This is a genomic window from Nocardioides aromaticivorans (assembly GCF_013408525.1).
GTDB classification, from domain to species: domain Bacteria; phylum Actinomycetota; class Actinomycetes; order Propionibacteriales; family Nocardioidaceae; genus Nocardioides; species Nocardioides aromaticivorans.
Genome location: NZ_JACBZM010000001.1, coordinates 2,244,876 through 2,260,928, shown reverse-complemented (window position 1 = coordinate 2,260,928; position 16,053 = coordinate 2,244,876). Strand labels below are relative to the sequence as shown.

Below are 16,053 nucleotides of genomic sequence, written 5' to 3'. Positions count from 1 at the left end.
CCTGATCTCCGGAGCGGTCCGAGCCGCCAGCCTCCGGGAGGCGATGTGGTCGTGGATGAGGACATGCGGACCCACAGGGGCGGCGCGGCGGTCGCCCACGGTCGGGTCAGGCGTTGCCGATGTAGCGGTTCAGCTCCCAGTCGGTGACCGCGCTGTTGAACTGCTCGACCTCCCAGCGGCGGGTCTCGGCGTAGTACGAGACCGCCTCTTCGCCAAGCATCTTGTTGGCCACCTCGCTCTGCGCGAAGAGCTCGGTCGCCTCCTGCAGCGAGCGCGGCACGGACTCGACGTGCTCGTCGGCGTAGGCGTTCCCGGCGTAGGCCTCTCCGGGATCGAGATCGTTCTCGATACCCCACAGGCCACCAGCGAGCATCGCGGCGAGCACGAGGTACGGGTTGCCGTCCGACCCGGGTGTGCGGTTCTCCACCCGGGTCGCCCCCTCGGGGCCGCGAATCGCGCGGATGGCCGTCGTTCGGTTGCCGACGGCCCAGGCGACCTGGCTGCCCGCCGCGCTGTCGGCCTCGAAGCGCTTGTACGAGGTGATGTAGGGCGCGTACATAGCGGTGAACTCGCGGAGGGTCTTCGTCATCCCCGCGATGTACTGCCTCGCGACGACGGACAGCCCGTCCGGCCGGGAGGCGTCGTAGAACGCATTGCGCTCACCCGACCACAGCGACTGGTGGACGTGCAGGCTCGAGCCGAACTCACCGGGACCGAACTTCGGCATGAACGATGCGAAGTAGCCCAGTTCCGCCGCGACCCGCTTGACTGCGAACTTGAAGAGGAAACCCTCGTCAGCAGCACGTAGCGCCGGCTGAGGGGTGAGGTTCAGCTCGAACTGCGACGGACCGCCCTCGGCCATGATGGCCTCGATCCGGATCCCCATGTCACCGCAGGCCTTCTCGATGGCCGAGGTGAGGGGCAGGTCTGCGTGCGCCTGCTCCGCGCCGTACATGGTGACGGACTCTCCGAGGACGTCGAGGTTGCGGAATCCCTTGGCCTTGGCCGATCCGAACGTCTCCTTGAAGACGAAGAACTCGAACTCCGTCGTCATCAGCGGCTCGAAGCCCATGCTGCCGGCATGCTGGACCATCCGCCGCAGAACGTTGCGCGGCATGGCACTGAGCGGCTGGTGCTCCTGGTCGAGGTAGTCGCAGAGGACCAGCGCACCCTTGTCGATCCAGCTGACTGGCGTGAACGTGCTCAGGTCCGGCACGGCATCGAGGTCGTCGAAGCCCGCGTCCCATGTCGGCCACCAGCCCTCGTAGCCCGAAGGCCTGGGCATCATCCCGTCCTCGATGTCCATGATCGCGAGCACATCGGCAATGTGCATGGCCGCGGTGGGCTCGTTCTCGAAGCGCCACGCCGGAATGAACTTCGCGCGGAACTGACCATGGATATCGGCACCACCGATGAGGACCCTCTCGATGCCGTGCTCGGCAACGGCCGCACGGACGCGGGCGATCTCCTCGGGTGTCGCAACGAACTCGCTGGCCATCTGTCCTCCGTAGTACTTTCTCAAGCGTTGTGTCGAGTGTCTGCCTGCTGCCGATGCTGCGCCAACCACGTGGTTTCAGCCCCCGGAACCGGGGGCGCCGGGCGTCGCGACCGTCGCCGCTCGGAGGTCTCCGGCCCGTGCGCGCGCGTACTCCGAGAAGGCGCGACCGCGCACCCTCTCGCCGGTGTCGCACTCGATGACGGCACCCGTCATCGTGCGGGCCTCCGTGGCTGAGGCCAGGGCGACATACCAGTCGACGTAGTCCTCGGGCTTGGGCAGGAAGCCCAGTGGGGACACGGTCGAGATGAGCTCGTCCATCGGCAGGTCGGAGATGTCCCGTGCCTTGTGCGCCAGGGCTGGCGGGCCCGTCAGGGCCGTGAGCATGCCGCCCGGAGCGACCGCGTTGACCCGCACTTCCGGAGCCAGCTCGTAGGCGAGCTGCCGTACGAGTCCGACGACGGCGTGCTTGGACGCCGTGTAGAGCGGGCCTCCACCGCCGGGGTGCTGGCTCGCGTTGGAACCGGTCATGACCAGGGCACCGCCGGTGGCGCGCAGCGCCTCGTGTGCCGACTTCGCGCCCGCCAGGAAGGCTTTCACGTTGAGGTCGAAGAGCTGTTGGAAGGCGAGATCGAAACGAGCGTCGTCAGGGAGGTCGACCAAAGTGGTCCCGAAGTCCCAGTACCCCGTGTTGGCGACGAAGGAGTCGAGATGGCCGAAGGTGTCCACTGCGGCGCGGACCGCTGCGACGTTGTCCTCGAGCCGGGTTGCGTCACCCACGATGACGACGACCTGCTCCGGACAAGAGTCGCGCAACGCCTGAGCCCGTGCCTCAGAGAGCTCGAGAACGACCAGGGCCGCACCCTCCGCGACGAACCGGTCGACGACTGCCCGGCCGATGCCCGAGCCGCCTCCGGTGACGACAGCGACGCGCCCACGCAGGCGCTCTGACTGCCCTGCCTCAGGCATCGAGGTCGACCATGACCTTGTCACCGTCAACCTGGACCGCGTACACCTTCAACGGAGCCGTGGCCGGCGGTGCGAGCACCTCACCCGTGCGCAGCGAGAACCGCGCCATGTGCGAGATGCACTCGACAGCGCAGTCCGGCTCGACATAGCCCTCTGACAGCGACGACTCACCGTGCGTGCACAGGTCATCGGTCACGAAGAACTCGTCTCCGACGCGGAACACGGCGAGGATGTGGTCCCCGACCTCGATCCGCCGCCCCTCGTCCTCGGGCACGTCGTCGACAGGTGTCAACATCGTCCAGGTCATGGCGACGGCCCCTCAGCGGCTGGGCTTGAGGTCGCGGTGACCCCACCAGCTGGTCGTGGTGTAGCTCGCACCGCGATGCTCGTGCTCGTTGATCAGTCGTCCGCCGGCGCCGTACTCGACGGTGTATCCGCCCGGAGCAAGTGCGTAGAAGGAGAACATCTCGTCGTTCGAGTGGCGGCCGAGGTTGGTCTGGGCCACCTCGGCAACGTCGCAGCGCTCGAAGGCGGCGCCGACGGCGTCGACGCTGTCCACCTCCAGCATGATGTGCTGGAGCGTGAAGTTCTCGCGGCCGGGAACCAGGGCGAGACTGTGGTGACGCTCGTTGCATCGAAGGAAGTAGATCGTCTCCTTGCTGAGATGGATGACGTCGGTGACCTTGAGCCCCAGCAGCCCGCAGTAGAACTCCAGCATCCGGTCGAGGTCCGAGACGAAGAGCACCATGTGCCCGACGCCGGGGCTGGTCTCGAACGACGCACCCCGGGGCGAGACGAACGGCGAACCGGAGACGGCGGCCGAGTGGAACAGCTCCACCGCGTTGCCATCGGGATCGGAGCCGACCACGAGCCGCTGCACCGCTCGGTCCGAACGGTGTGCCTCGCTCGCATCGACAAAGTCGTGACCTGCTGCCACCAAGTCGCTGACGAGCGCGTCCAGCTCACGATCATCGGCCAGTTCCCATCCCGCGAACTGGAGGTCATTGGTGCCGGACTCGGTGATGCGGACCCGCCAGTCGCGACGGTCGAGCCGGACGTCAATGGCATCTTCGCCGCGTTCCGCGACCTGTCCTCCGAGAAGTGGACCAGCGAGTTCGCGCCAGCCCTGGAGGTCGTCGGTCGTCAGTCCCAGGTAGCCGAGGGCCCGTACCTTGTTCGTCACTTCATCACTGCCTTTCGCAGATCGATGGTGGGATCGGCGACCACAGAGGGGTCGACGACGTCCTGGTTGTCGATGAATCGGCTGGCCGTGCGCACGTCACGGGGGACGTCGATGCCGACGACACCCACGACGCGTCCGTCGGCCAGGTGGAGCGAGAGCGCAGTCTCGCCCGACGCCCCCGGGCGTTCCACGACCTGGTCCGCGAGCGAAGGCCGCCCGGCCACCTCGACGCGGTGCTCGTACTGGTCGGTCCAGAACCACGGAACGCGGAGAGCAGGGATGTCGGCACCGACGATGTCGGCTGCGACGACGTCGGCGTGGTCGATGGCGGTCCGGTAGTGCTCGATCCGGGTCCGGCCGAGCGCCGGGTGGAGCCACGAGGCGACGTCGCCGATGGCGTGGACACCGCGAGTGGCAGTGCGTCCCCGGTCGTCGCACAGGACGCCGTCGGGGCACGGGAGGCCCATGCGCTCCGCAAGCTCGGTCGCGGGACGGCTGCCGATGGCGACGAGGAAGACGTCGCAGGGCAGCTCGTGCCCGTCGCCGGTGAGGACCGACTCGACCCTGTCGCGACCGCGGACCTCAACGACCGTTCCAGTCAGACTGCGCACGCCGGCCTTCCGGTGACGCTGCTCAAGCCGGTGCGCGACCCACGCGGCCGTCCTGGCTGCCATGGGTGAGGCGACGGGATCGACCACGACGACCTCCACTCCCTTCTCCACCAGTCCGGAAGCGACCTCTGCGCCAATGAACCCGCCTCCCCCGATGACGACGCGTCGAGCGGCCCCGAGGTCGTCCAGCAGCGCCCCGAGGTCGGCGACGCAGGACAGCGCGTGGACGCCACGCAACTCGGTGCCGGGAATGCGGAGCGCCCTTGGGACGGAGCCGGTGGCGAGGACCACCTCATCCACCTCGAGGACCGGAGCTCCGTCGACGACGACCATGTGGCGGACTCCAGCGGAACGCACGTCGGTCACCTTGCTTCCGAGATGCAACTCGATGCGCTGGGTGTCGTAGAACTCCTCGGGGAGAACCCACGTCGGCGCGTCGCCCCCGCACAACATGCCCTTCGAGAGGGGTGGGCGTTCGTAGGGAAGGACGTCCTCGGCCGAGAAGAGATGGATGCCGCCGGCGTACCCACGGTTCCGAAGCGCCTGAGCGACACTGGCGCCGCCCTGCCCGCCTCCGATGATCGCGACCGACGTACTCATCGACGGCTCACAGGAAGACCGCGAGGTTGTTGCCGAGCAGTACCGTCTGGTCCAGCAGGATCGTTCGCTCGGCAAGCTCGAGATCGCCGAACCCACCAGAACGTCGACGCAGGACATCGTGACGGGCGCCCGCGAACTGGTCCTGGTAGGTCGCACTCCGAGTGCGGTAGAGCAGGAAGTGCGACGACACATGGTAGTCGTCGCCCTCGACGGCTGTGACCTCGATGTTGGTGACCAGGTGGCGCGTCCTCGACGCCGGCACTTCGGACCATGCCCGACCCGTGTTGACCTTGCGCACGCGCTGGGCGAGGTCCTCCTTGTTCTCGTCGAAGTGGGCTCCTCCGCCGACAGGCTCGAACTCCTTTCGGTCCTCCCGCGGCATGCGCGCGAGCCGGACCGGAGCGACGTAGCGGACGTCCTCCGCGATCATCGAGAGCCACTCCTCGAACTGGCGGGTATCCAGCAGTCGAGCCTCGCGGAAGAGGAACTGGCTCACCTCGTGATGGAGCACCAGGTCGGCGGCGACGGGTCGAGCGGCGTCCGTGGTCACTGGTCCTCCTCCATGAGCTGCGCCCAGCGGCGGTAGAACGACCGTCCCGCCTCCTCGCTGTAGATGTTGTTCGTGGTGCCGGGGTATCCCTCCGTCGTACCGGCAGCGCCGCGGCCCATCGTGAAGTCGAAGCTGGAGCGTCGGGCCCGCCCGCCCTTGAGGACGTCCTGGATCTCTGCCCAGTTCTCCCCGTCCTCGGCCTCGAAGATGCCGCCGGCACTGAACGTCCGGAGAGCGTTGCGCCGCATGGCGTCCTTGACCTCATCGGGTGCGTCGGCGTCGCCGAGCGTCCAGGTCATCACCTCGATCTGGTGCGGCCCTCGCGGATGCCAGACCCGGAACGTGTTGGTGCCGATCAGGAAGGAGAAGTTCGGGAAGATCGTGTTGTGCCCGCGCACGTGCACCGCCCGGGTCTCGCCCAGGCGCTCGACCTCACGCTCGCGACTCTCCGCTCGGTACTGCCGAGCCGCGGGGCCGTAGTCGGTCATGTCCGGAGCATCGTCGAGATAGAAGCCAGTACCGTGGCCGCCTGGACTGCTGAACTGCAGGCCCTTGGTGTCCGCGGTGACCCAGTCACCACCCTGCGCGATGAGCGCCGAGATGTGGCTCGTCTCCGCGTGGTAGACGTCCGTCGCGAACTGCTCGGAGGGGAACTTCCAGTTGCACTCGATGGTCCACCGGTTGGGGGCACCCAGGATCTCGTTGTTCTCGTACCGGTTGGCGAAGGAATCGAAGTACCACGCCATGTCTCCGAGGTAGTCCTCGAACGACGGCGCTTTCTCGTCCCAGCAGCCGAAGAGGAAACCACGATAGTTCGCGATCCTAGGGACGCGCAGAGCGCCCATTTGCGACTTGTCGAGGGCGCCGAGGTAGCCGTCGTCCTCGTGCGGGACCTGGGTGAGGTTGCCCTGCAGGTCGTACACCCAGCCGTGGTAGGAGCAGGTGAAGGCCCGCGCGTTCCCCTGATCGGCACGGCAGATGCGCATGCCCCGATGGCGGCACTGGTTCATGAACGCCGCGACCTCGCCGTCGCCACGGTTCACCACCACGACGGGATCGTCGCCCATGGACGTCGTGATGTAGTCGCCCCGCTTCGGCAGCATCGACTCGTGGGCGAGGAAGAGCCAACTGCGCCCGAAGACGCGCTCCATCTCGACGTCGTAGATCTGCTCATCGGCGTAGATGCGGGCGCTCACCCGCCCCTCGACGGGGTCGACCAGGTCACTGATTCGCGTGCTCACCCCTAAAGGTTTGCCGACCAGACCACCCTTCGCCACCTTTCGATTCCGGGCGCTGGAACTCATCCCGGATTCGTTGCCCGGAGGATCGCGGAGGACGGGGGGCGAGCCCCGTCCTCCGCTCCCGGCTCAGCTCCTCGAGCCCGTCAGCGGCCTGAGCGATGGTGCACGAGCTCGCCGTCCACATAGGTGCGGTCCACCTGGATGTCCATGATGTCGGTCGCGGAGCAGGTGATCGGGTCCCTCTCCAGCACGAGCAGGTTCGCTCGCTTGCCCACCTCCAGGCTGCCCTCCTCAGAGGCCCTGCCCGCGGCGTGGGCGGCGTTACGCGTGTAGCCGAGAAGGGCTTCAGCGGGGGTGATGGCCTCGTCAGGGTCGATGGGCGTGCCGTGCTGCGTCAGCCGATTCACCGCCGCCGACATGATGACCATCGGGGACACCGGTCCGCACGGAGAGTCGGACGCGAGCGAGACCCGCGCGCCGGCGTCGATCATGCTCCGCATCGGCAACACCTTCAGGTGGTCCTGCCCGTCGTGGCGCACACCCGTGAAGACCTCGCCCCAGAGCCAAGCAAGCCCCGGGTTGCCGACGAAGTCGACGTCGAGGTCGGCGATCCGCTGGGCGTGGCGGGTCTCAGCGACGAAGGCATGCTCCATCCGCAGCACCGACCCGGAACGGGCGCGGCGCCGTACCTCCTCGTAGGCGTCGAGGCAGGCGCCGACCGCGCAACCGCCCATGGCGTGGATGGCAGTGGAGATCCCGAGATCAGCGGCGCCCACGGCGAGCTCGACGATCTCTTCTCGCGAGTGGAACGGCGTCCCGACGTGGGTGACACAGCCATCGTGCACCTCGTCGATCGTGGGTCCGTCAGGGAAGAACCTGTCGACGAAGAGTTTGACCGCACCGCCCCGGAGGCGGTCGTCGCCACCGGCCAGGACACGATCGAGGATGTCGCTCCGACGAAGATCGGGCGGACTGTAGAACAGGTCCCCGCCGTGGTACTGCTGCACCGTGAGCGGCAGTGCTCCGCCGGCCGAGGCTCGCCGATACAGCTCGGCCACCTTCGTCGTGACAAGCGTGTCCCCGACTCCTGTGATGCCGAGCGAGAGGTATTCACGCATCTTCGAGGAGAGCAGCTCCACCGCCGTCTCCCAGTCGCGTTCGACGTAGGAGCCCCACGCTGCCTCGTGGAGCAGGTTGATCGCGGCTTCGAGGAGCGTGCCGGTGGGCTGGCCCTTGTTGTCCTTCTCGAACTCTCCACCCCATGGCTGCGGCGCATGAGCATTGATCCCGGCGAGGTCCAGGGCCCGGCTGTTGGCATAGCCAGCGTGGCACGAGATGTCGCGCAGGAAGAAGGGATTCATGGGGGCCACCTCGTCGAGCTCCTGGCGCGTCGGGTTCCGCTGTTCCCGGACGTGGGCGTGGAAGAACCCGCTCCCCATCACCCATTGCCCCTCCGGGAGGTCCTTGCAATAGCTCTCGATCGACTCGAGGACCTCACCGAGCGTACTTCTGGGAGGCGTCGAGCAGTCCACGCCCACCGGGTCGAAGGCCGCCACGCTGAGGTGATTGTGGTTGTCGATGAATCCGGGCACCACCGTGCGACCCCCGACATCAACAACGACCGAAGTGCCGCTCGCGGCGTTGCGTACAGCTTCCTCCGTGCCTACGGCGGCGATGCGTCCTCCACTCAACAGCACCGCCTGTGCGACCGTGTCACGCTCGTCGACGGTCCGTACGACGCCGTTGACGACAACGACGTCCTCTGTCTGGCTCATGTTGCTTCTCCTTTGACCATGGTTTCGTCCCCGCCTCGGAGACGCTAGGAGCGATGGAGCGATCGCGAGAGGCAGAACGCGCGCGCGGCCCGGGCAATTTGCGCAAGGCCGGTTCAGCCCTGCAGAACGAACCGATTGCCAGGCAGCGCGGCGGCCGCCACCATCGACTGGCATGGAGGTCATGGAGGCGGCTGGCCCAGAGTCATGGCGACGCCTGTGCAGCGAAACCTTCGTCCCCTTGGAGACGGTCGCGGACACGGACTTCGTGGGCCGGATCGAGCATGTGCAGATGGGCGGTGTGACGATCTCGCGTGTCACGTGCGGTCCCTGCGTGGTCGGCCGCTCCCGCCGGGCCATCCGGTCCGCACCCCGCTCCGACGTCCTGTTCAATGTGGTCGATCGTGGCTCGACCCTGCTGAGCACCAGCCGGACGGCGAGTGTCCTGGACGCAGGTCACGCTGCCCTGTGCGCGGCAGACACCGAGTACGGCCTCGGGATGCAGGCACCTGCCGTCGTGCTGACACTGCAGCTCGACCGGAGCCTGCTCCCGATTGCAGACGACAGGATCCACGCCGCCCACGCGGACCCGCTGCGCAGCACCGCTCGAGTAGCGGTCCTGCGTCACTTCATGCACGGCGTCCTGGCCGGAAGCGCCCTGGGCGAGGACCACTCGATGCCGTATGGCCTCATCGCGCGGGACCTGCTGCTGCTGGCGCTCAACGAGCACGACGAGGCCTCGGACGTCGTCGCCAACGAGGATTCGGCGTTCGTCATGGTGCGAACACATCTCGAGCGTCATTTCACGGACGCGGACCTCACGATCGACCAGATGACACGACGGCTCAAGGTCTCGCGGAGGTACGTCGAGGGCCTGTTCGCACGTCAAGGCCTGTCGCCCGCGGCGTACTTGCGATCCCTGCGCCTGGCCCGTGCCCAGGTGATCCTGGCCGGATCGAGCTCAGCCAGCGTCGCAGAAGCTGCCCGGCTCTCAGGCTTCAGTGACAGCGCCACCTTCAGCAGGGCGTTCCGGCGCGCGACGGGTCTTACGCCCACAGCATGGCGCCGGGACCATCAGCTCCGTCCCGAGTGAGCCGCTCAGATCCCCGCCCAGAACATGAGGCGCTCGACGATCTGAGCCACGTCCGCGGTCTCCGGGCGGCCATCCAAGTCCAGCGCCGACGGGCTCCGGTCTGATTCCGAGCGATGTTCCACCGCCCGGGCATGCGGCCACCCAGAGCACCACCACGACATCGGACCACCTCCTGGCCCGAGTACCACACGTCAGCCCGGGAGTTGCACCTCCGCAGTTCCACGTAGCGGACCACGAAGCGCAAAGGGCGCACGCGAGTCATACCGGCCGTCACTCATCTAGGCAGGGTTGACCACGAATCGACGATCGGTCAGGCACGGGTTGACCCGCCGCACCTGCGCGATCCGTTCAGCGTCGACATCGACGACCATGACGCCAGGTTGCTCTCCGAGCTGCGCGATCACCACGCCCATCGGATCGACACACATGCTGTTGCCCACTGAGATCGGTGGCGCCTGACCGACCCCGACGTAGTAGACCGTGTTCTCGATCGCGCGGGCGCGGATCAGTGTCGACCAGTGGTCTTCCTTACGGGAGCCCGGCGCCCAGGAAGCCGGAAGGAGCACGGCGTCCGCACCCTCGTCGACGAGGCGGCGGGCGACCTCGGGGAACCTGAGGTCATAGCACGTGTTCAGGCCGAAACGGAGTCCTCCCGCGTCGAAGAGCACGGGCGCCAAGTCCTCCGCTGGTTGGATCAACGTCGACTCGCTCGCCCCGAACGCCTCGTAGAGGTGGATCTTCCGGTAGGCGGTCACGCTCAGATCAGCGGGCGAGGTCACCACGATGGTGTTGGCCGCTCGATCGGCTCCGACCGACTCGAGCATTCCGAAGACGACCACCACACCTTCGCGAGCGGCAACGCCGTGCACCCGAGTCGCGAACGGCCCGTCGAGTGGCTCCGCCTCCTCGACGAACGAGCTGTCCGGGACAGGCAGATTGTACATGGCGAACTCCGGCAGGACAACGACTTCGGCACCGTCCGCTGCAGCGCTGCGCACTGCAGCCGACAACATCGAAAGGTTCTCCTGCTTGCTCGAGGTCGACGCGATCTGCGCGAGCCCGACCTTCACCCGCGTGCCCCGACGTAGCCCACCTTCTGCGACACCCGGGCGTAGGCGTCCATGGGCAGCCCGAGGGAGCGTCCGAGCTCGACGACGTCGAAGAACTGCGACTCGAATTCGGCACGCCGGCCGTTCTCGTGGTCGAGCATGAGCGAAGTCGTGTACTCCGGGTGCACCTCGTTGACCGCGGTCCGCAACTCACCGGCTGGGTCGCCGTCCAAGGGGATGCCCGCAGCCTCGGCGATTGCGAGGAGCTCGCCCGCCAGCTCCATCAGGTAGGCCATCGACTCCGGGTTCTCCCGGACGCCGCCAGCGTGCGCGTCGTAGAGGACTTCAGCCGCCGAGAGGGTCGACACGCGGACGAACTTGCGCAACGCGTCGCGCAGCATGTTGGAAGACACCTCGACGGTCATGCCCGCATCACGCAGGTCGGAGGCGACCATTCCAACGTGCGACGGTGCCTCATGACCGTTGCGAGCGCCGAGCACGAAACGGAAGAGGTCGAGCTTCTGGGTCACTTCGCCAGCACCGGTGAGCTGCACGGCCACGTAGGCCACGCCCTCCGCGATCTGCGCGCTCGACCTCATGGCGCCCTCGATCCGGTCGCCGACATTCAGCCCGTTGATGATCGGGAGGATCATGGTGTCGGGCCCAGAGATGCGGTCAAGCAGCGGCACGACCGAGTCCAGCGAGTAGGCCTTGACGCAGACCACGACGACATCGGGCACATCGGTGTACTCCGACTCCGCAACCGCGGGAACGGGCTGCACCCACGAGTTGCCGTCGGGGAGCCGGACCCGGAGGCCGTTCTCCCGAACCGCCGCCAGGTTGTCACCCCGTGCGACAAGGGTTACGTCCTTTCCGGCCTTGGCCAGGAAGGCCGAGAGTGCCGAGCCCATGGCGCCAGCACCGACGATCAGATACTTCATGATGGTTCTCTTCTCTGTGGGAATCGTGAAAGGGATGACTGCTCGGTGACGGTGACGATGTCGGCGTCACGGAGGGCGTACTCGCTGAGCTCCTGGCCGATGCCCGGACGGTCCGGCACCTCGACGAAACCGTCCTTGGGTTGGTAGTCGTGCCGACCGAGGGCGATGTTCTCCTCGAGGGCCGCTGCGGCGTGGTGCTCGTGGATCAGGAAATTGGGAATCGCCGCCTGCAGCTGCAGTGCCGTCGCGACCGCGACGGGACCTCCGCACACGTGGGCCTGGACGGCTGCGTCGTAGGTGTAGGCCATGTCTGCGATCTTCTTGGCCTCGGTGAGCCCACCGCAGTTGCCGACATCGGGTTGGAGCACCCGCAGCGACCCGTTCTCAAGGAAGGGCCGGAAGCCTGAGCGCCCGTAGATGCGCTCGCCGCCGGCCAGCGGAATCGACGTACCGTCCGCCACCGCTCGGGTCTGGACCGGGCTGAGCGGTGACACCGCCTCCTCGCAGTAGAGGATTCGGTAGGGCTCGAGCTCCCGGGCGACCTGGACAGCTGTGTTCGTGTCGGTCAGTGCGTGGAGCTCGACGATGATGTCCAGATCTGGGCCGCCGGCGTCACGCATGGCCGCGATCCGGTCGACTCCAGCGCGAAGTTGCGCGTTCTCGAGCATCCCGGTGTAGCGCACGTCGAACCACCCACCGTCGTGACCGAAGAAGATGGGATTCACCTTGACGCAGGTGTAGCCCTCGGCCATCGCCGACCGGGTCGCCTCGGCGTACTCCTCCGGCTTGGTCAACGGATGACACGGGACTCCCCAGTCCAGCTGCAGCTGACTCGCGTAGGACCGAAGTCGATCGTTGGTCTTGCCGCCGAGCAGCTGGTGGACGGGAACACCGAGCGCCTGCCCGCGGATGTCCCACAACGCGACGTCGACGGCAGAGATGCCGCCGAAGACGAACCCGCCGCCGCCGAGCCCCCAGAAGCTGTCGCGATACATGTGCTCCCAGATGGCTTCGACCTGCGTCGGGTCCTGCCCGATCACCAGCGAGGCGAAGTCGCGGGCCGCCCCGAAGGAGCCGTGCCGTGAGCTGGCGTAGGCGAGGCCCACCTCGCCGAGACCACTCAGGCCCTCATCGGTGTTGACGCGGACGACGGTGGGATGCCACGCAGCGCCCGGGACGGGGCTGCGACCGCCGTTGAGACGGATGATGTCGACACTCGTGATCTTCATGGGCGAACTCCTCGTTGGAAGCGAAAGGGCATGCAGGCGAGAGCGACCCGCAGAAGGGATGGCTGCGGCCACCCCGGGGGTGGGCGTGCCCGGGAAACGTGGCTCAGAGCCTGACCGGCAAGGTCAGGAGTCGATGATCAGGCGGGGGGCTCGTCTGAGCTCGCGAGCCAGCGCTCGAACTGTCCGCGGCCCGCAGTCAGGTGCTCGCGCATCAACTGCTCAGCCAGGTCGGCGTCCCGGCGCCGGAGGGCGTCCACGATGCCGACACGGCGGTGCTCCGAGTCCGGGTCCAGGCGAGTCAGATAGGAGCTGTAGGCGACCCACAGCCTTCGACGGGCGTCGAGCACGGCATCGACGATGAAGTCGTTCGACGTCGACCGGGCGATGGCAACGTGGAACTGGGAGTCCAGCGCCTGCACCTTCCGAGCGTTGTCGAGCGACTTCTCCCGCTCGTAGACGCGGTAGGCCGGGGCAAGCTCTTGAAGCAGACGCCGGAGCTCCCGCAGGTCCGCCGCGGTGCGGTGCTCAGCAGCAAGCCGGGCCGCACCGACGTCCACCGCGATGCGGTAGTCCCAGACTCGCTGGACCTCCTGTGGGCGCCGTCGAATCTCCTCACCACGGTCGTCAGCCAGTGCGGGATCCTCGACCCTGTAGCCGCCTGCTCGGCCGCGCCGCACGGAGAGGAAGCCTTCGCTCTCCAAGATGGCGGTGGCGGTGCGCACCGTGTTCCGGGAGACCCCCATGGCCTCGGCCATGTCGCGCTCGGACGGCAGCAGGTCACCCGGACGATAGACCCACATCTCGACCGCTCGCCGGATCTCGTCGATGACCAGCTCGTGGATCGCTGCGACCCGCACCGTCCGAAGTCCGGTGTGGGTCACCGTCGCTCCTCCTGTGGTCCGCGTGATGCCTTTCGACGGTTGTACATGGTCGGCGACCGTCACGTCGACTGCGCGAGCTCCGTTCACGTGGCGCGCGCTCGATCCTGGACGTCTCGAATCGTGCCCAGCACGTGTGAGCGGAGCTCACCGAAGCGGGGCATCCCGCGGGTACTGATCTGGTCGCGGTCGTCTCCGAGCCCCACCTCGATCACCTCGACGACGCTGGCCGGGTTGCGGGAGAGGACCACGATCCGATCAGACAGATAGACCGCCTCGTCAATGTCGTGCGTGACCAGGACGACCGTAACGGACCGTTCCCGCTGGATCGCCCTCGTGAGGTCCTCCAGCTCCAGACGAGTCTGGGCATCGACCGACGCGAACGGTTCGTCCATCACGAGGACCTCTGGCTCTGTCACCAGGGCACGCGCGATGGCGACACGTTGCTGCATGCCCCCCGAGAGTTGCCAGGGATGCTTCGAACCGGTGCCGGTGAGCCCCACGCTCACCAGCACGTCGGCAACGCGCCGCTCGATCTCCGAACGGGGAACGCCGCGCGCCTTCAGCGGCAGCCCGACGTTCTTCTCCACCGTCAGCCAGGGCATCAGGGAGCGGGTGTACTCCTGGAACACGATCGAAATGTTCTGGCTCGGCCCCCGGAGGACCTCGCCGTCGAGGACCACCCGACCTCCTGACGGAGGCATGAGTCCTGTCAGGCACCGCAACAGTGTCGACTTGCCGGCACCGGACGGCCCGACGATCGAGACGAATTCGCCGGCGCGGACGTCGAAGGTGATGTCGACGAGGACGGGGACTCCCTGCTGGTACTGCTTGTCGAGGCTCTCGACGCACAACCGGGTGGTCACGGCATTCATGATGGTCACTGGTTCTTCCTCTACTTCGACGAGCTCTGCGCTCGGAGGCCGATGTGCCAGGCAAGAACATGGCGCTGGACCAACAAGAAGAGCAGATGAAGGGCAAATCCGATGAGGGCGAGCAGAACGATCCCGGCCCAGACGGTGCGAGCGTCGAACGAGAGCTGAGCCTGCATCGTGATGAAGCCGAGCCCTCGGTAGGCAGCGACCATCTCGCTGGCGATCATCAGGACGAGCGCCAGCTGCACGGCGACCTGGACACCCCCGAAGATCGACGGCATGGCCGACGGTAGGTAGACCTTGCGCAAGGTCATCGCGCGGCTGAGGCCCATCGAGCGGCTGGCGTCCAGGAGGCCGTCATCCGTCTGTCGCATGCCGTCGATGGTCGCGAGGCACACAGGGAAGACGCATCCGAAGGCGACGATGGCGATCTTGGACGCATCGCCGATGCCCAGCACGAGCACGAGCGGCGGGATCAGGGTGATCGGCGGGATCGACCGTCCGAACGTGACGAGGGGAAGCAGGAGATCACCCACGACCCTGACGCGCCCCATCACCACCCCCGATCCAAGTCCGACCGCCACCGCCAGCGCGAAGCCGACCGCCATGTTGCGGAGACTCGGCACGACATCGCTTCCGACGTACTCGAACACCCACAGCTCGCGGAATCGCTGGCCGATGTCGCCGATTGGCGGGTAGAAGGGACTCGGCGCCGAGGTCGTGACGAGCGCGTAGACGGCGACGAGCAGGGCAGGGATCGCGCATCCCACCGCACAACGGATCACCGTCTTCATGTCACGACCTCCTCTCGGCGGCCCCTTGACAGTCGGTGCTCCCCAGACGCGAGTACGGCGTTGAGCAGCAGCCCGATCACGCCGGCCCAGAGCAACATCCCGAAGACCCTGGCCGGGTCGCCGGACTGCTGGGCGACCGCGATCGAGCGCCCGAGTCCCGGCGACCCTCCGAGGATGCCGGCACCGATGCACATCATCAGCGCCACCCCCGTTGCGATCCGGACCCCGGTGGCGACGTAGGGCAAGGCGCTGGGGAGGACGACCGAGGTCTGTGTGAGGCCCTTCGAGAGGGCCATGGCGCGTGCCGTGTCGAGGGCGACGGGGTCGACGTCGCGAACTCCCACCTGGGACTGGATCAGGATCGGCCAGATGGCACCCATCACGGCCAGGACGATGGCCAGCTCCGTCGTCGGCCCCACGATCAACAGCACCAGTGGAAGGACCACGACCGCCGGGACCGGCCGCAGGAACTGGGTGAGGGGCCCGAGAGCAGCACTGACCCACGGGGACATGCCCATGGCCACTCCCAGTGCCACACCCAGGACCGTGGCGATGCCGAGCGCAACCACCGTGGTCCCGAGTGTCTGCGCGACGGCCTCCCAGAACGTGCCGTCCGATGCCAGCGTCACGACCTCGCCGATGGTCTCGCGAGCGGTCGGGATCCCGTAGACGTCCCGCAATGGACCGGCCACTGTCGCCCACTCCCAGATCGCGAACCACAGCACGAATCCCGAGGCCGCCAGGCCCAGTCTCGAGGCGAGCTTGCCCTTCAT

Annotated in this window: 16 protein-coding genes; 1 reads left to right on the top strand and 15 read right to left on the bottom strand. The window is 67.2% G+C overall.

Translation table 11 applies throughout. The annotated features are described in order from the left end of the window. Positions 1–106 precede the first annotated feature (106 nt). The 8 genes from BJ993_RS10630 to BJ993_RS10595 form a co-directional block, all read right to left on the bottom strand. On the bottom strand, positions 107–1,567 hold the full coding sequence (locus BJ993_RS10630; protein WP_179648751.1) for a glutamine synthetase family protein: 1,461 nt from the start codon (positions 1,565–1,567) through the stop codon (positions 107–109). A 6-nt stretch (positions 1,568–1,573) separates the two neighbouring features. After that, positions 1,574–2,464 (bottom strand): SDR family NAD(P)-dependent oxidoreductase, encoded by an 891-nt coding sequence (locus tag BJ993_RS10625; RefSeq protein ID WP_179648750.1) that lies wholly within the window; start codon positions 2,462–2,464, stop codon positions 1,574–1,576. Beyond that, positions 2,457–2,771, bottom strand: a complete 315-nt coding sequence (locus BJ993_RS10620) for a non-heme iron oxygenase ferredoxin subunit (protein WP_179648749.1) — start codon at positions 2,769–2,771, stop codon at positions 2,457–2,459. Before BJ993_RS10620 ends, BJ993_RS10625 begins: the two co-directional genes overlap by 8 nt. Before the next feature lie 12 nt (positions 2,772–2,783). Next, positions 2,784–3,647 (bottom strand): VOC family protein, encoded by an 864-nt coding sequence (locus tag BJ993_RS26570; RefSeq protein WP_179648748.1) that lies wholly within the window; start codon positions 3,645–3,647, stop codon positions 2,784–2,786. After that, the gene (locus BJ993_RS10610; RefSeq protein WP_179648747.1) at positions 3,644–4,954 is read right to left on the bottom strand and encodes an NAD(P)/FAD-dependent oxidoreductase; all 1,311 of its coding nucleotides are present in this window, start codon (positions 4,952–4,954) and stop codon (positions 3,644–3,646) included. Before BJ993_RS10610 ends, BJ993_RS26570 begins: the two co-directional genes overlap by 4 nt. Next, positions 4,866–5,408 carry a 3-phenylpropionate/cinnamic acid dioxygenase subunit beta gene (locus tag BJ993_RS10605; RefSeq protein ID WP_179648746.1) on the bottom strand — a complete coding sequence of 181 codons (543 nt, stop codon included), beginning with the start codon at positions 5,406–5,408 and terminating at the stop codon, positions 4,866–4,868. Before BJ993_RS10605 ends, BJ993_RS10610 begins: the two co-directional genes overlap by 89 nt. Beyond that, positions 5,405–6,649: an aromatic ring-hydroxylating oxygenase subunit alpha gene (locus BJ993_RS10600; RefSeq protein WP_179648745.1), complete on the bottom strand. Its 1,245-nt coding sequence runs from the start codon at positions 6,647–6,649 to the stop codon at positions 5,405–5,407. Before BJ993_RS10600 ends, BJ993_RS10605 begins: the two co-directional genes overlap by 4 nt. Positions 6,650–6,792: 143 nt before the next feature. Then, positions 6,793–8,424, bottom strand: a complete 1,632-nt coding sequence (locus tag BJ993_RS10595) for an amidohydrolase (RefSeq protein ID WP_179648744.1) — start codon at positions 8,422–8,424, stop codon at positions 6,793–6,795. 172 nt (positions 8,425–8,596) lie between these two features. Between BJ993_RS10595 and BJ993_RS10590 the strand changes: the two genes are divergently transcribed. Beyond that, a complete protein-coding gene (locus BJ993_RS10590) occupies positions 8,597–9,514 on the top strand; it encodes an AraC family transcriptional regulator (RefSeq protein ID WP_179648743.1) in 918 nt (305 codons plus the stop codon). A gap of 278 nt (positions 9,515–9,792) precedes the next feature. Here the strand turns inward: BJ993_RS10590 and BJ993_RS10585 are convergent, their stop codons facing one another. From BJ993_RS10585 to BJ993_RS10555, 7 genes are all read right to left on the bottom strand, one after another. Next, positions 9,793–10,584 (bottom strand): carbon-nitrogen hydrolase family protein, encoded by a 792-nt coding sequence (locus tag BJ993_RS10585; RefSeq protein WP_179648742.1) that lies wholly within the window; start codon positions 10,582–10,584, stop codon positions 9,793–9,795. Further along, entirely contained in the window at positions 10,581–11,504 is a 924-nt protein-coding gene (locus BJ993_RS10580) for a ketopantoate reductase family protein (RefSeq protein WP_179648741.1), read from the bottom strand. Before BJ993_RS10580 ends, BJ993_RS10585 begins: the two co-directional genes overlap by 4 nt. Further along, positions 11,501–12,733: a mandelate racemase/muconate lactonizing enzyme family protein gene (locus tag BJ993_RS10575; protein ID WP_179648740.1), complete on the bottom strand. Its 1,233-nt coding sequence runs from the start codon at positions 12,731–12,733 to the stop codon at positions 11,501–11,503. The genes BJ993_RS10580 and BJ993_RS10575 overlap by 4 nt, the downstream gene beginning before the upstream one ends. A gap of 137 nt (positions 12,734–12,870) precedes the next feature. Next, a complete protein-coding gene (locus tag BJ993_RS10570; protein WP_179648739.1) occupies positions 12,871–13,614 on the bottom strand; it encodes a FadR/GntR family transcriptional regulator in 744 nt (247 codons plus the stop codon). Positions 13,615–13,697: 83 nt separating this feature from the next. After that, the gene (locus BJ993_RS10565) at positions 13,698–14,486 is read right to left on the bottom strand and encodes an ABC transporter ATP-binding protein (protein ID WP_179652166.1); all 789 of its coding nucleotides are present in this window, start codon (positions 14,484–14,486) and stop codon (positions 13,698–13,700) included. A gap of 20 nt (positions 14,487–14,506) precedes the next feature. Further along, positions 14,507–15,280 carry an ABC transporter permease gene (locus tag BJ993_RS10560; protein WP_179648738.1) on the bottom strand — a complete coding sequence of 258 codons (774 nt, stop codon included), beginning with the start codon at positions 15,278–15,280 and terminating at the stop codon, positions 14,507–14,509. Continuing rightward, a complete protein-coding gene (locus tag BJ993_RS10555; protein WP_179648737.1) occupies positions 15,277–16,053 on the bottom strand; it encodes an ABC transporter permease in 777 nt (258 codons plus the stop codon). Before BJ993_RS10555 ends, BJ993_RS10560 begins: the two co-directional genes overlap by 4 nt.

Coding starts and splice junctions, on each gene's coding strand:
- BJ993_RS10625 (WP_179648750.1), bottom strand. CDS start 2,464: ATGCCTGAGGCAGGGCAGTCAGAGCGCCTGCGTGGGCGCGTCGCTGTC.
- BJ993_RS10620 (WP_179648749.1), bottom strand. CDS start 2,771: ATGACCTGGACGATGTTGACACCTGTCGACGACGTGCCCGAGGACGAG.
- BJ993_RS10595 (WP_179648744.1), bottom strand. CDS start 8,424: ATGAGCCAGACAGAGGACGTCGTTGTCGTCAACGGCGTCGTACGGACC.
- BJ993_RS10590 (WP_179648743.1), top strand. CDS start 8,597: ATGGAGGTCATGGAGGCGGCTGGCCCAGAGTCATGGCGACGCCTGTGC.
- BJ993_RS10580 (WP_179648741.1), bottom strand. CDS start 11,504: ATGAAGTATCTGATCGTCGGTGCTGGCGCCATGGGCTCGGCACTCTCG.
- BJ993_RS10575 (WP_179648740.1), bottom strand. CDS start 12,733: ATGAAGATCACGAGTGTCGACATCATCCGTCTCAACGGCGGTCGCAGC.
- BJ993_RS10565 (WP_179652166.1), bottom strand. CDS start 14,486: ATGAATGCCGTGACCACCCGGTTGTGCGTCGAGAGCCTCGACAAGCAG.
- BJ993_RS10560 (WP_179648738.1), bottom strand. CDS start 15,280: ATGAAGACGGTGATCCGTTGTGCGGTGGGATGCGCGATCCCTGCCCTG.
- BJ993_RS10555 (WP_179648737.1), bottom strand. CDS start 16,053: ATGAAGGGCAAGCTCGCCTCGAGACTGGGCCTGGCGGCCTCGGGATTC.